This is a genomic window from Streptococcus sp. k-628 (genome assembly GCF_013277475.1).
Taxonomy (GTDB): Bacteria; Bacillota; Bacilli; order Lactobacillales; family Streptococcaceae; genus Streptococcus.
The window spans coordinates 95,820-112,279 of the sequence record NZ_VMMZ01000038.1; the positions used below are offsets into that span (position 1 = coordinate 95,820).

Genomic DNA, 16,460 nt, shown 5'->3' on the forward strand with positions numbered 1-16,460 from the left:
ATTATAGAGATATTCATCCTCTTCGAAAATTTCTTCAAAGCATGTCAGTCTAATCTACAAATTCAAAACAGTGTCTTGAGCTGACCCGTTAGTTTGATATGTAACCTCAAAGTCCTGCTTTAAGCAAGCTGTAGCTAGCTTTCTAGTTTGCTATTTGATTTTGATTGAGTATTATTTCATATTCTCTTAAAAATTAAGTTTTTTCATCCTTATCTGTGCCTGCCTCTGAAGTATTTTCATCTTCACAAATAGACAATAAACATTAACTCATCTATTTGCTAGTAGCTAGTCAGACAAAGACTGACTTATATATGGGGAAAATCTTCTTTCAAGTGAGTTTTATCTTTATCCAGAACTAGAAAATAGCAATAATATCTACGAACTATATTCCATCGTGTGGAGGAGAGAGACTAGTTTGGATGATTAAGAACAACATACTAGTAAAAAATAGATCATTTTTTAATATGAGATAAAAACTGATATTAAAAGCAATTTATTTCTATTTTTTAACATTTCATTGTATAATAGCAATATACGCAAATATCATGTGTCATCAGGTTAATACTCTTAGAAAATCTTTTTAAACCACGTCAGGCTAATATACAGACTCAAAACAGTGTCGTGAGTAGCCTACGGCTAGTTCCCTAGTTTACGCTTTGATTTTCATCGAGAATAACCTTTCTATTTCAATTTTAAGGAGAAAATACAGAGTGAAAAAAATAATGCTAATTATCAATCCAACTTCTGGAGGAGAAAAAGCTTTAGATTACAAAGAGAAGCTGGAGAATAAAGCAAGAGAGTATTTTGATGATGTGGAAACTAAAATTACTCAAAAAGCCAAAGATGCTACAAATTTCGCAGAAGAAGCTGCTAGAGAAAGATATGAATCAATTCTAGTTTTTGGTGGAGATGGTACAGTCAATGAAGTTATTTCAGGGATTGCTGAAAGGGACTATATTCCTAAACTGGGAATTATACCAGGTGGTACGGGTAACCTTATTACAAAACTTTTAGAAATCAATCAAGATATTGACGGAGCTATTGAAGAACTAGATTTCAATTTAACTGATAAGATTGATATCGGAAAAGCAAATGGTCACTATTTTGGATATATCTTTAGTATCGGGTCTCTCCCTGAAGCCATTCATAATGTTGAAATTGAAGATAAAACGAAATTTGGTATCTTGGCTTATGCAGTTAATACCATGAAGTCTGTCATGACAGATCAAGTCTTTAACATTAAAGTTGAAACCGAAAATGGAAATTACCTTGGGGAAGCAAGTCATGTTTTAGTACTTCTAACAAATTATTTTGCAGATAAAAAAATCTTTGAAGAAAACAAGGATGGATATGCAAATATTCTAATTTTGAAAGATGCTTCTATATTCTCTAAATTATCTTTGATTCCGGATTTGTTAAAAGGAGATCTTGTAGAGAATGAAAATATTGAATATATAAAGGCACGTACTATTAAAATTTCTTCTGATATCGAATTAGAGTCGGATGTTGATGGCGATAAATCAGATAATCTACCAGTCGACATCAAGGTACTAGGACAACACATTGAAGTGTATTCCGTACCTAAGAAACAATCATAAAACTCAAAGCCTTGTTACCGAGGCTTTTTTCATTATGTGATTTTCAGTAGGCAGATTTATTCTATCTATAATACAAGTAAAATTAAGTATTTAAGATCTAGCAGATTTAGCAGATGATGAATAAAAGAAAGGATGGCCTAAATATTTTAACAGATTTACGAGACTAATCATGGTATAATATAGGGTAATGAAAAATTCCAACGAGGCAGAGATGAAATTACTTTATACTGATATTCGGACTTCTTTGACCGAGGTTCTAACTAGAGAAGCAGAAGAGCTAGTTGCTGCTGGCAAGCGAGTCTTCTATATCGCTCCTAACTCTCTTTCTTTTGAAAAGGAACGCGCCGTGCTGGAATGCTTGTCCCAGCAGGCTTCTTTTGCGATTACCGTCACGCGCTTTACTCAAATGGCTCGTTACCTGATTTTGAATGATTTGCCTGCCAAGATCAGTCTTGATGATATTGGTCTTGGGATGGCCTTTTACAAATGCCTTGCCGAACTTGATCCTAAGGATTTACGTGTTTATGGCGCTATCAAGCAAGATCCTCAATTTATCCAGCAGTTGATTGAGCTTTACCACGAGATGACCAAAGCTCAGATGAGTTTTTTGGACTTGGAGAGTTTGACGGATGAGGAAAAGAGGGTCGATTTACTCTTGATTTTTGAGAAGGTAACGGCCTACCTCAATCAAGGTCAGTTGGCTCAGGGAAGTCAGTTGTCCCACTTGATAGAGGCTATTGAGAATAACAAAGTTAGCAGTAATTTTACTCAAATCGCCTTGGTCATTGATGGATTTACCCGTTTTTCCGCCGAAGAAGAGCGAATTGTGGACTTACTTCATTGCAAGGGTGTTGAGATTGTCATTGGGGCTTATGCTAGTAAGAAAGCCTATACTAGCCCTTTTAGCGAGGGCAATCTCTACCAAGCCAGTGTGGAGTTTCTCCATCATCTAGCCTCTAAATACCAAACACCTGCTCTGGACTGTTCTCAAACTCATGAGAAGATGGATAGTTTTGACAAGGCCTCTCGTTTGCTGGAGTCTTCTTATGACTTTTCAGAACTCGCTTTGGATGTCGATGAGAAAGACCGTGAAAACTTACAAATCTGGTCTTGCTTGACACAAAAGGAGGAGTTGGAGTTGGTAGCCCGTAGCATTCGTCAGAAATTACATGAGAACTCAGACCTGAGCTACAAGCATTTTCGTATTCTCTTGGGGGATGTAGCTTCTTACCAGTTATCGCTGAAAACCATTTTTGACCAGTATCAGATTCCTTTCTATCTTGGTAGAAGCGAATCCATGGCGCACCACCCCTTGACACAGTTTGTCGAGTCTATTTTAGCTTTGAAACGCTATCGTTTCCGTCAGGAGGATTTGATAAACCTTCTTAGAACAGGTTTGTATACAGACTGCAGTCAGGCCGATATTGATGCTTTTGAACAATATCTTCGCTATCTTGGTATCAATGGCTTGCCATCCTTTCAGCAAATCTTTACCAAATCCCACCATGGAAAATTTAATCTGGAACGTTTAAATGCTCTTCGTCTGCGTATTTTAACACCTCTTGAAACCCTCTTTGCCAGTCGAAAACAAAAGGCTGAAAATCTCTTGCAAAAGTGGAATGTCTTTCTAAAAGAAGGAGCAGTAACTAAGCAGTTACAAGATTTGATAGCTACTATGGAAGCTGTAGAACAGGAAAGACAGGCCGAAGTTTGGAAGGCTTTCTGTCATGTTTTAGAACAATTTGCGACCGTTTTTGCTGGTTCGCCAGTTAGTCTGGAGGACTTCCTTGCCTTGCTTCATTCTGGAATGAGCCTATCTCAATATCGTACCATTCCAGCGACAGTGGACACTGTTCTGGTGCAGAGTTACGATTTGATTGCTCCTCTGACTGCTGACTTTGTCTACGCCATTGGGCTAACTCAGGACAATTTACCAAAAATCGCGCAGAATACCAGTCTTTTGACAGATGAAGAAAGGCAAAACCTAAACCAATCGACAGAAGACGGGGCGCAATTGCTGATTGCCAGCAGTGAAAATCTCAAGAAAAATCGCTACACTACGCTTTCCTTGGTCAATTCTGCTCGTAAGCAGTTGGTCTTGTCGGCTCCAAGCCTTTTTAATGAAAGTGAAAGCAAGGAATCAGCTTATCTTCAAGAGCTAGTTCATTTTGGATTTAGGCGGAGAGAGAGGAGGATGAATCACAAAGGGCTATCTAAGGAGGATATGGGTTCCTATCACAGTCTTTTGTCCAGTCTGGTTGCCTATCACCAGCAGGGGGAGATGAGCGATACTGAGCAAGATTTGACCTTTATTAAGGTTCTGGCGCGTGTCATGGGTAAAAAACTAAACCAGCAAGGTTTAGAAAATCCTGCCCTCCCAACCAGTCCAAGCAGTAAGCAGTTGGCCAAGGATACCTTACAGGCTCTCTATCCATCTGACAAGGAATTTTACCTGTCTACCTCTGGTTTGACGGAGTTTTACCGAAACCAATACAGTTATTTCCTCCGTTATGTTTTAGGCTTGCAGGAAGAATTGCGCCTGCGTCCAGATGCCCGTAGTCACGGGAATTTTTTGCACCGCATTTTTGAACGTGCCTTGCAGTTGCCTGACGAAGATTCTTTTGACCAACGTTTAGAACAAGCTATTCAAGAAACCAGTCAAGAACGCGAATTTGAAGCTATTTATCAAGAAAGTTTGGAAGCCCAGTTTACCAAGGAAATTCTGCTTGATGTTGCACGGACAACTGGACATATTCTCCGACACAATCCAGCCATCGAAACCATCAAAGAGGAAGCAAATTTCGGTGGGAAAGAGCAATCTTTTATTCAATTGGACAATGGTCGCAGTGTCTTTGTACGAGGTAAGGTGGACCGGATTGATCGTTTGAAAGCTGATGGGGCGATAGGAGTGGTAGACTACAAATCCAGTATGACTCAGTTCCAGTTTCCCCATTTCTTTAATGGGCTTAATTCCCAACTGCCAACCTATTTAGCTGCCCTTAAAAAGGAAGGGGAGCAGAACTTTTTCGGCGCCATGTACTTGGAAATGGCTGAGCCTGTCCAATCTTTGATGCCCGTTAAAAGTCTGGCAGGTGCAGTAGTAGAAGCTAGCAAGTCAATGAAATACCAAGGCCTCTTTTTAGAAAAAGAAAGCAGTCATTTGGGCGAATTTTATAACAAAAACAAGGCTAATCAGCTGACGGATGAGGAATTCCAGCTCCTACTGGACTACAATGCCCATCTTTATAAAAAAGCGGCTGAGAAGATTTTAGCAGGCCAGTTCGCCATTAACCCTTATACTGAAAATGGCAGAAGTATTGCACCGTATGTTCAGCAACACCAAGCCATCACTGGATTTGAAGCCAATTACCACTTGGGCCAAGCCCGTTTTCTAGAAAAGTTGGACTTAGCTGATGGCAAACGACTGGTCGGAGAAAAACTTAAGCAAGCTTGGTTTGAAAAAATAAGAGAGGAGTTGAATCGATGAAGCCCATTCCCTTTTTAACTGAGGAGGAAATTCAAAAACTGCAAGAGGCAGAAGCAAATTCGAGCAAGGAACAAAAGAAAACTGCCGAGCAAATTGAAGCTATCTATACTTCTGGTCAGAATATTCTTGTCTCAGCGTCGGCTGGTTCTGGTAAAACTTTTGTCATGGCAGAGCGCATTCTAGATCAATTGACGCGTGGTGTCGAAATTTCTCAACTCTTTATCTCAACCTTTACCGTCAAGGCTGCCACAGAGCTTAAGGAACGTTTGGAGAAAAAAATCAGCCAACAAATCCAAGAAAGCAGCGATGTCGACCTCAAACAACACTTGGGTCGCCAGTTGGCAGACCTACCCAACGCTGCCATCGGAACCATGGACTCTTTCACACAAAAATTCCTTGGTAAACATGGCTATCTGATTGATATTGCACCTAATTTCCGTATTTTACAAAACCAAAGCGAGCAACTTCTTCTCAAAAACGAAGTCTTTCATGAGGTCTTTGAAGCGCATTACCAAGGTAAACAGAAAGAGACCTTTAGTCATTTGCTGAAAAACTTTGCTGGACGTGGCAAGGACGAACGGGGGCTGCGCCAGCAGGTCTATAAAATCTATGACTTCCTCCAATCCACCAGCAATCCTCAGAAATGGCTGAGTGAGTCTTTTCTCAAAGGCTTTGAAAAAGCTGATTTTACCAGTGAAAAAGAAAAACTGACCACACAAATCCAGCAAGCCCTTTGGGATTTGGAAAGCTTTTTCTGTTATCATCTGGATAATGATGCCAAGGAGTTTCCAAAGGCTGCTTATCTAGAAAATGTCCAGTTTATTCTGGATGAAATTGGCTCCTTAAATCAAGAGTCCGATAATCAGGCTTATCAAGCAGTGCTTGCGCGTGTTGTCGCCATTTCGAAAGAGAAAAACGGCCGATCTCTGACGAATGCCAGTCGTAAGGCTGATTTGAAGCCACTGGCCGATGCCTACAACGAAGAGAGAAAGACCCAGTTTGCTAAACTAGGACAACTGTCAGACCAGATAACCATTCTTGACTATCAAGAACGTTATCATGGAGAGACCTGGGAACTAGCTAAAACCTTCCAATCTTTCATGAGGGATTTTGTGGAGGCTTATCGTCAGCGTAAGCGCCAGGAAAACGCCTTTGAATTCGCTGATATTAGCCATTATACCATTGAGATTTTGGAGAATTTTCCGCAAGTCCGTGAGGCTTATCAGGAGCGCTTCCATGAAGTCATGGTCGATGAGTATCAGGATACCAACCATATTCAAGAACGGATGTTGGAATTGCTGTCTAATGGTCACAATCGCTTTATGGTGGGAGATATTAAGCAATCTATCTATCGTTTCCGTCAAGCAGACCCGCAGATTTTCAATGAGAAATTCCAACGCTATGCGCAAAATCCACAAGAAGGCAAGCTGAATCTCCTCAAAGAAAATTTCCGTAGTAGTTCAGAAGTGCTATCTGCAACCAATGATGTTTTTGAACGTCTTATGGACCAAGAAGTCGGAGAAATCAACTATGATAACATGCACCAGCTTGTTTTTGCCAATACCAAACTGACTCCCAATCCAGATAACAAGGCAGAATTTCTCCTCTACGACAAGGACGACACAAGTGAGGAAGAAGAGAGTCAAACAGAAACGAAACTAACAGGTGAAATGCGCTTAGTTATCAAAGAAATTCTGAAACTTCATCAGGAAAAAGGGGTTGCATTTAAGGAAATTGCCCTTCTAACCTCCAGTCGCAGTCGTAATGACCAAATTCTCCTCGCCCTGTCTGAGTATGGGATCCCTGTCAAAACTGACGGAGAGCAAAACAATTATCTCCAATCCCTAGAAGTGCAAGTCATGCTAGACACCCTTCGTGTCATTCACAATCCTCTTCAAGACTATGCCTTGGTTGCCCTTATGAAGTCTCCAATGTTTGGATTTGACGAAGACGAGTTAGCACGTTTGTCCCTTCAGAAAGCAGATGATAAAATTCAAGAGAATCTCTATGAGAAACTGGTCAATACTCAAAAACTGGCAAGTAGTCAAAAAGGATTGATTCACACAGCTCTAGCTGAAAAACTAGAGCAATTCATGGATATACTAGCTTCTTGGCGCTTGTATGCCAAAACCCACTCCCTCTATGACTTGATTTGGAGGATTTACAACGACCGTTTTTATTATGACTATGTTGGGGCTTTGCCCAATGGTCCTGCTAGACAGGCCAATCTCTATGCCCTAGCACTGCGTGCTGATCAGTTTGAAAAGAACAATTTCAAGGGTTTGTCAAGATTTATTAGCATGATTGACCAAGTTTTAGAAGCCCAGCACGATTTGGCAAGCGTGGCCGTCGCACCACCAAAAGATGCAGTAGAACTCATGACCATCCACAAGAGTAAAGGACTGGAGTTTCCTTACGTCTTTATCCTCAATATGGATCAAGACTTTAACAAGCAAGACAGCATGTCAGAGGTCATTCTCAGCCGTAAAAATGGACTGGGTGTCAAATATATTGCCAAAATGGAGACAGGAGCAGTGGAAGATCACTATCCTAAAACCATCAAACTCTCCATTCCTAGTCTAACCTATAGACAGAACGAAGAAGAATTACAGCTGGCAAGCTATTCAGAGCAGATGCGTTTGCTGTATGTTGCTATGACGCGGGCTGAGAAAAAGCTCTATCTTGTCGGTAAGGGCTCTCGTGAAAAGCTGGAGGGCAAAGAATTTCCTGCAGCTAAAAATAGAAAACTAAACAGCAACACTAGACTTCAAGCAAGGAATTTCCAAGATTGGATTTGGGCTATCAGTAAAGTATTTACCAAGGATCATCTCAACTTTAGCTATCGTTTTGTTGGTGAAGATCAGCTGACTAGAGAAGCTATCGGTCAGTTGGAAAACAAAAGCCCTCTCCAAGATAGCTCCCAAGCAGACAATCGCCAGTCTGAAACTATTAAAGAAGCTCTTGAAATGCTAAAAGAGGTGGAAGTTTATAATACTCTTCACCGGGCAGCCATTGAACTGCCTAGTGTTCAAACCCCAAGTCAAATCAAGAAATTCTACGAACCAGTTATGGATATAGAAGGTGTTGAGATTGCAGGTCAAGGCCAGTCAGTAGACAAGAAAATCAACTTTGATTTGCCAGATTTTTCAACCAAAGAAAAGGTAACAGGAGCTGAGATTGGTAGTGCTACCCACGAACTGATGCAGAGAATGGACCTCAGCCAGCAACCAACCCTTGCTAGCCTGACAGAAACTCTCAAACAAGTTCAAACTAGCCCAGCTGTCAGAGACAAGATTAATCTTGCTAAAATTCTTGCATTCTTTGACACAGCACTCGGTCAGGAAATTCTCGCTAATACCAACCATCTTTATCGCGAGCAACCTTTCTCCATGCTCAAACGAGATCAAAAGAGTAACGAAGACTTTGTTGTCCGTGGTATCCTTGATGGCTATCTGCTCTATGAGGACAGGATTATTCTGTTCGACTATAAGACAGACCGCTATGATGATCCAAGTCAAATCATAGATCGCTATCGTGGTCAGTTAGCCCTTTATGGAGAGGCCTTATCACGAGCCTATTCGATTGAAAATATAGAGAAATACTTGATTTTACTAGGTAAAGACGAGGTTCAAGTTGTAAAAGTATAATCTAGAAAGGAGACCTCATGACACTTCCAGTTAGAAAATCCCTACATGATGCGGTTTTACAGGCTTCAAAAGCTGATACTTGGGAACAAGCTACCAAGGAATGGAATGAAGTTTCCTTGATTTTTAACGGTATCGGCCGTAGCAATTGTGTCTGTGGAAATGCCATCAAATACGCTTATGAACTCTTTAACGGTGTCACAGGCCAACGCCTCTTTCCAATTGGTAGCGACTGTGTTCGTCATTTTCATCGATTGACCCTTGACCAGCAACTGGAAGAGGAAGAAAAACTGCTCAGAAAGGTTGAAAATCTGACCAGAAAAGCCCAGAAAAAGGAAAAAATCAAGGTCAATAAAAGTGACTTTGACGAGCGTCTTCTAAAATGGCTCTGGGAAAAAGGTGTTTTCAAGCCTGATCGCGGCAATCAATTTGCAAATGAGAGAGACTACCAGCTCTTCCTAGAAGTCTTTCAAGGAGGAAGTTGGACCAAGGCGGAGCCAAAGAAAAAGGCTCGGATGGAAGAAGTCCTTGAAAAGTGTATCAAACCCTTTTTACTTGGAAAACCAGATGACCAACTCTACCTTGTCAAGCTAGGAAAGGAGAAAATTGACTACGAACAAGAACTCCGTATCCAGGCAGAGAAAGAGCGCAAAAAAAGGGATAAAATTGCCAAGCAATATGCAGACAATCTAGTCCTAGCCATGGGACCCGCAGAGCGTGCTTATCAAGATTACTTTGGCTTTACAGAGACCCTAACTCAAGAAGAACGCAAGTGGGAGAAAATTCTTTTTGGTAAAAATCGGACAGAACGGGCTATCAAGGCCAAACAATACCAAAAAGAGTTGGAAAAAGACCAACGAATTGCCAGTCAGGATCCAATTGAAAGAAAACAGAAGCAGACCTGGCTCCTCAATTCCTATTTTCGTGAGCTTCCTGAAGAAAAAGCCAGATTTGCTCGACTCTTATTAGAATATCGAAAAAGTGGAGAAGTTCCCTTTTCAACTGAATATCTGTCAGATCATCTGCTCGACTTTTTCTATAAAATGAAAGCTTTTGAGTTTGAAATCGCACCAGAACAAGTCCGAGATTTTCTAAAAGAAAGTCTCCAGTCAGAACATCTATCCTCAGCACAAGAAAGCTGGATAGAAGGAATTCTCCTCAACTGCATCAAACCATTTTTAGAACGATTATTGATATGAGTAACACCTACCGTGGAAGTTTCATGGTAGGTGTTATTTTATCCAAAAAAATATAAAACAAAGTATGAAAACGCTACGCAATTTTAAGACATTTCAGTAAATAAAGAGTATAATTAAGGTATATTGCCTTTTTTATAGATAATACACTAATATAATAAAGGTCTCTGTAACATTTATAAATTGTATTTCAAGGAGGAATCATGGAAAAGTATTTTGGTGAAAAACAAGAACGTTTTTCATTTAGAAAATTATCAGTAGGACTTGTATCTGCAACGATTTCAAGTTTATTTTTTATGTCTGTATTAGCTAGTTCATCTGTGGATGCTCAGGAAACTGCGGGAGTTCACTATAAATATGTGACAGAGTCAGAGCTATCATCAGAAGAAAAGAATCAGCTCGTTTATGATATTCCGACATACGTGGAGAATGATGATGAGACTTATTATCTTGTTTATAAGTTAAATTCCCAAAATCAACTGGCGGAATTGCCAAATACCGGAAGTAAGAATGAGATGCAAGCCTTAGTTGCTGGTACTAGCTTAGCAGCTCTGGGGATTTTAATTTTTGCTGTTTCCAAGAAAAAAGTTAAGAACAAAACGGTACTACATTTAGTATTGGTTGCAGGGATAGGAAATGGTGTCCTAATTTCAGCCCATGCTTTAGAAAATCATCTTTTGCTAAATTACAATACGGACTATGAATTGACCTCTGGAGAAAAATTACCTCTTCCTAAAGACATTTCAGGTTATACATATATTGGATATATTAAAGAGGGGAAAACGACTTCTGATTCTGAAGTAAGTAATCAAGAGAAATCATTAGCTACTCCAACAAATCAACAAAAGGTAGATTATAGTGTTACATCGAATTTTGTAGAACATCCATCAACAGTACAAGCTATTCAGGAAGAAAAAACAGCTTCTTCAACTAAGCCGACAGAAGTTCAAGTAGTTGAAAAACCTTTCTCTACTGAATTAATCAATCCAAGAAAAGAAGAGAAACAATCTTCAGATTCTCAATCACAATTAGCAGAACATAAGAATCTAGAGACGAAGAAAGAGGAGAAGAATTCTCCAAAGGAAAAGACTGGGGTAAATACACTAAATCCACAGGATGAAGTTTTATCAGGTCAATTGAACAAACCTGAACTCTTATATCGTGATGAAACTATAGAGACAAAAATAGATTTTCAAGAAGAAGTTCAGGAGAATCCTGATTTAGCTGAAGGAACTGTAAGAGTAAAACAAGAAGGTACATTAGGTAAAAAAGTTGAAGTCATCAGAATATTCTCTGTAAACAAGGAAGAAGTTTCGCGAGAAATTGTTTCAACTTCAACGACTGCGCCTGTTTCAAGAATAGTCGAAAAAGGTACTAAAAAAACTCAAGTTATAACGGAACAACCTGAGACTGGTGTAGAACATAAGGATGTACAGTCTGGAGCTATTGTTGAACCCGCAGTCCAGCCTGCGTTACCCGAAGCAGTTGTGACTGAAAAAGAGGAACCAGAAGTACAACCAGAGTTACCCGAAGCAGTTGTAGCAGACAAGGGTGAACCAGAACAGGTAGCCACTCTACCAGAATATACAGGCGTACAAGCCGGAGCGATAGTAGAATCAGAAAAAGTAGAGCCACCAAAAGAGTACACAGGCGTACAAGCTGGAGCAATAGTAGAACCTGAGCAGATTGCACCACTACCAGAATACACAGGTCCACAGGCTGGTGCTATTGTTGAACCTGAGCAGATTGCACCACTACCAGAATACACAGGTCCACAGGCTGGTGCTATTGTTGAACCGGAGCAGGTAGCACCGCTACCAGAATACACAGGGGTGCAAGCCGGAGCGATAGTCGAGCCAGAGAAAGTAGAAGCACCGAAAGATTATACTGGTAAAATTGAACAACCTAGTGCAGAAGAGACTAAATCAAATAATGAAAATACTAATACACCAGAAGAAATGAGTATTCAGAAAAAATCTAGTGCATTAATTAATATGAACTTTATTACAGATTCGTCGAAGGTTACTGGAGTAGGATCAGCTACTTTTATTGCACCAAATGTACTTTTAACAGTAGCACATAATTTCATTAATAATTCTACTGATAATACTACGGGCGAATTTAGAGGTGATAAATCTAAAAACGTATATGAGTGGGTGACTCCTGATGGACAAAAAGGAACATTTACTGCTAACAATATTCATTTTTATAATAAAAAAGATTATCCAAAAGGATTTATCTATGATTTAGCAGTGATTAAGCTACCTGAAACAACTGGCAGAGAACATGTAGAATTAGTTAAAAATTATACTAAAGTAAATCTTAATGACAAACTAAATGTTCATGGATATCCAGCTGGGAAATACACTCACTTAAAAGATGCTACGGTAGAAATGGAACAAGAATATGCGAATAACACCTACGGTGTTCAATATCAAGGTGGAAATCCTGGTATGAGTGGTGGAGGAATATTTAATGCTAATGGTGAAGTTATTGGTGTGCATCAAAATGGAGCACAAAATCGCTCAGGCGGATTGATTTTATCTCCTACACAATTAGCTTGGATTAAGAGCATTATAGCAGGTAATGAAATTACCCCAGTATACGATAAACTTTATCGTCATAAAGATGAGAAAAAAGATGACGCTAAAGATGAAAAAGAAGTTATTAAGAAATTAGAACTTAGAAATATATCTTCTGTAGAACTATATTCAAAAGATGGTAATAAGTATCGACATGTAACTTCACTTGCTTCTTTACCAAGTAATGCAGAAAATTACTTTATGAAAGTTAAATCAGAGAATTTTAAAGATGTGATGCTACCAGTTACAAGCATTACTAATGCTAATAAAGATAATAGAGATGTTTATAAAATAGTAGCAAGTGTAAATAATCTGATACAACATGAAAATAATAATGTACTAGAAAATTATACATACTATTTACCAAAAACTCAGCAAAGTGAAACTGGTGTCTATACATCATTTAAAAATTTAGTAGATGCAATGAATAACACTCCTAATGGCACATTCCGTTTAGGTGCAACTATGGATGCTCGTGAACTTGAACTTCCAGATGGTCAAGAAAGTTATGTGAAAAATGAATTCCATGGAACATTAGTAGGTACAAATAATGAGAAATATTATGCTATTTATAATTTGAAAAAACCATTATTTGGAGGATTAAATGGTGCTACAGTAGAAAATCTTTCACTAAAAGATGCCAATATTTCAGCAAAAGAAGATGCTGCAACACTTGCAAAAGAAGCGAGAAATGGAACTGTAATTAGTAATGTTCATGCTGATGGAGCGATAGCTGGTGAACATGGAATAGGAGGATTAGTATCACAAGTTAATAATTCTACTATTTCTAACAGTAGCTATACAGGTAGAATAACTAATACATATAAAACAGTTGCTAGTTATCAAATCGGAGGTTTAGTAGGTAAACTTTCTGGTTCGGGAGCATTAATAGACAAGTCGATTGCATCTATCGATATGGCGACGAATGCAACGCAAGGTGATCAGTCTATTGGTGGAATAGTTGGTGCAGTAGAAGATAGTGCGCTAATTAGTAATAGTTATGCTGAAGGAAATCTTAATAATGTGCAACGTTTTGCAAACGTTGGTGGAGTAGTTGGTAATCTTTGGGACCCAGTAGGCGGATTAGAAAAATCTGGTCAACTATCTAATGTGCTAAGCGATGTTAATGTTACGAACGGTAATGCAATAACTGGAAAAGATTTCACTGACATGAAAGCAAATCATGTATATAGCAACAAAAATAATAAGGTTGTAAACGTAGTACAAGAAGATGATGAAATCTTAACTAAGGATTCTACTGTTCAAAGAGGAGAAGTATTAGAAGACGCACAAATTAGAGAGAAAAAAGCTGCTTTTGTATCTAAAAATACTACTAAAACAGAAGATTTTAACTTCTCTTCTAGATATGTAACTGACTATAGAAGTCTTGAGAATGCTGATTCATCAAAAGAAAAAGTATATAAAAATATAGAAAAACTATTACCATTCTATAATAGAGAAACAATAGTTAAGTACGGAAATTTAGTAGAGTCAAGTAGTAATCTTTATAATAAAGAATTATTATCAGTTGTTCCAATGAAAGATAATGAAGTAATTAGTGATATTAACAAATACAAATCAAGTATAAATAAATTATTGCTATATTACGCAGACAATACATCAGAGAAACTTAATGTAAATTATCAAAGTGATTTTTCAAATGTAGCTGAGTATAGAATAGGCGATACAAAATTAATTTACACACCAAATACATTACTTCGCAATTATAATAATATTTTAGATAAAGTATTACCAACGTTAAATAGTATAGAATATAAATCAGACGCAATTAGAAAAGTATTAGATGTTTCTAATGATGTTAGCTTAACGGAATTATATTTAGAAGATCAATTCAATACTACAAAAACTAATTTGAAAGATAGTTTGACGAAACTTCTTACTGCAGATGCTGCAATAGCAGAAAATAACAATAAGGTAATAGATAATTATGTAATTGAAAAAATTAAAAACAATAAGGAAGCATTACTTCTAGGATTAACATACTTAGAGCGTTGGTACAATTTCAAATATGGTGAAACAAAAGCGAAAGATTTAGTTATGTACCACTTGGATTTCTTTGGTAAATCAAATAGTTCAGCGTTAGATAATGTTATCGAATTAGGTAAATCTGGATTTAATAATTTACTAGCGAAAAATAATGTTATAACTTATAACGTTTTATTAGCAAAAAATTATAAAACTAATAATTTATTTGATGCATTAGAAAAATATAGAAAAGCTTTTGTACCAGATAAAACAAATAACGAGTGGTTTAAAGAACAAACTAAAGCCTATATTGTAGAAGAAAAATCTACAATTAAAGAAGTAAGTGATAAGCAATCAATAGCTGGTAGTCCATATTCAATTGGAGTATATGATAGATTAACTAGCCCATCTTGGAAATACCCAAGTATGGTCTTGCCGCTATTAACATTACCTGAAAAATCGGTGTTTATGATTGCGAACATTTCGACTATAGGATTTGGGGCTTATGATAGATATAGAAGTAAAGAACATCCAGCAGGAACTAATTTAAATGACTATGTTGAGACAAAAGCTAAAGAAGCGGCAGCTAGATTTAGAGATCACTATGATTATTGGTATAAAATATTAGATGATAAAAATAAAGAAAAATTATATAGAAGTGTTCTAGTCTATGATGCATTTAGATTTGGAAATGATAAAGATAATAAGATACAAGAAGCTAATTTTGAAACTAATCATCCAGCGATAAAACATTTCTTCGGTCCAGCGGGAAATAATGTTGTTCATAATTCTAATGGAGCCTACGCTACAGGGGATGCATTCTATTATATGGCATATCGTATGCTTGATAAAGATGGTGCGGTAACTTATACACATGAAATGACACATAACTCAGATCGAGAAATTTATCTTGGAGGCTATGGAAGACGAAATGGACTTGGACCAGAGTTTTATGCTAAAGGATTGTTACAAGCTCCTGATCATCCTGATGATCCTACTATTACGATTAACTCTATATTGAAGTATGAAAAATCAGAAGATCCAACTAGACTTCAGGTAAAAGATCCTACAAAACGATTTAATAATGCAGAAGACTTGCAAAAATATATGCATAATCTGTTTGATGTAATTTATATGCTAGAATATCTAGAAGGTAATGCAGTTGTTAACTTAGATATTTCTAAGAAAAATGAGTTGTTGAGAAAAATAGAAAATAAATTTGAACCGGATCCAGACGGAAGTAAAGCATATGCAACTAATACTATTCGTTACTTAAATGAAAGTGAACTTAGCAAATTAACTACATTTAATAGTTTAATAGAAAATGACGTTATTACAAGAAGAGGATACGAAAATGGAAATGATGATACCTTTAAACGAAATGGCTATTATACAATTAAACTATTTTCACCAATATATTCAGCTTTAAGTAATAATGAAGGAACGCCGGGTGATTTAATGGGACGTCGTATGGCGTTTGAATTGTTAGCTGCAAAAGGATTTAAAGATGGAATGGTACCATATATTTCTAATCAATACGCAGAAGAAGCGAAAGCTAAAGGTAAAGTGATTAAGTCATATGGTAAGGAAGTTGGTAATGTAACTGATGAGTTAGTACTTCAAAAAATATTTAATAATAGTTACTCATCTTGGGTAGACTTTAAAAAAGCAATGTATGAAGAGCGAAAAGCTAAATTTAATAAATTAATGAGCATTAGCTTCGATAACCCAAATGGAAATTGGTTCAGAAAAGATAGAGTGACAATAAAAAATATAGAAGAGCTTCAAAGTATGATAACTGCTGCTGTCAAAGCTGATGCAGAGGATGAACGTGTAAATATTTATCCTGAATATAGTAGAGTTCTAAAATTGAAAAAAGCAATATATAAAGCCTATCTTGACCAAACAAATGATTTTAGAAGTTCAATTTTTGAGAATAAAAAATAGTGTTTACTATTAGAAAATAA

General features: G+C 37.5%; 5 protein-coding genes. All 5 read left to right on the forward strand.

Going from position 1 to position 16,460, the window contains the following annotated elements; genetic code table 11:
* Positions 1 to 710 precede the first annotated feature (710 nt).
* The 5 genes from HT730_RS05700 to HT730_RS05720 all read left to right on the forward strand — a co-directional run bounded on the left by HT730_RS05700 (position 711) and on the right by HT730_RS05720 (position 16,440).
* The gene (locus tag HT730_RS05700) at positions 711 to 1,598 is read left to right on the forward strand and encodes a diacylglycerol kinase family protein (RefSeq protein ID WP_050253051.1); all 888 of its coding nucleotides are present in this window, start codon (positions 711 to 713) and stop codon (positions 1,596 to 1,598) included.
* Positions 1,599 to 1,809: 211 nt separating this feature from the next.
* The gene (gene rexB, locus HT730_RS05705; RefSeq protein ID WP_173307048.1) at positions 1,810 to 5,085 is read left to right on the forward strand and encodes an ATP-dependent nuclease subunit B; all 3,276 of its coding nucleotides are present in this window, start codon (positions 1,810 to 1,812) and stop codon (positions 5,083 to 5,085) included.
* A complete protein-coding gene (addA, locus tag HT730_RS05710) occupies positions 5,082 to 8,732 on the forward strand; it encodes a helicase-exonuclease AddAB subunit AddA (RefSeq protein ID WP_173307049.1) in 3,651 nt (1,216 codons plus the stop codon). Before rexB ends, addA begins: the two co-directional genes overlap by 4 nt.
* A gap of 17 nt (positions 8,733 to 8,749) precedes the next feature.
* Entirely contained in the window at positions 8,750 to 9,928 is a 1,179-nt protein-coding gene (locus HT730_RS05715) for a hypothetical protein (protein WP_173307050.1), read from the forward strand.
* 200 nt (positions 9,929 to 10,128) lie between these two features.
* Positions 10,129 to 16,440: a ZmpA/ZmpB/ZmpC family metallo-endopeptidase gene (locus HT730_RS05720; protein ID WP_173307051.1), complete on the forward strand. Its 6,312-nt coding sequence runs from the start codon at positions 10,129 to 10,131 to the stop codon at positions 16,438 to 16,440.
* Positions 16,441 to 16,460 lie beyond the last annotated feature (20 nt).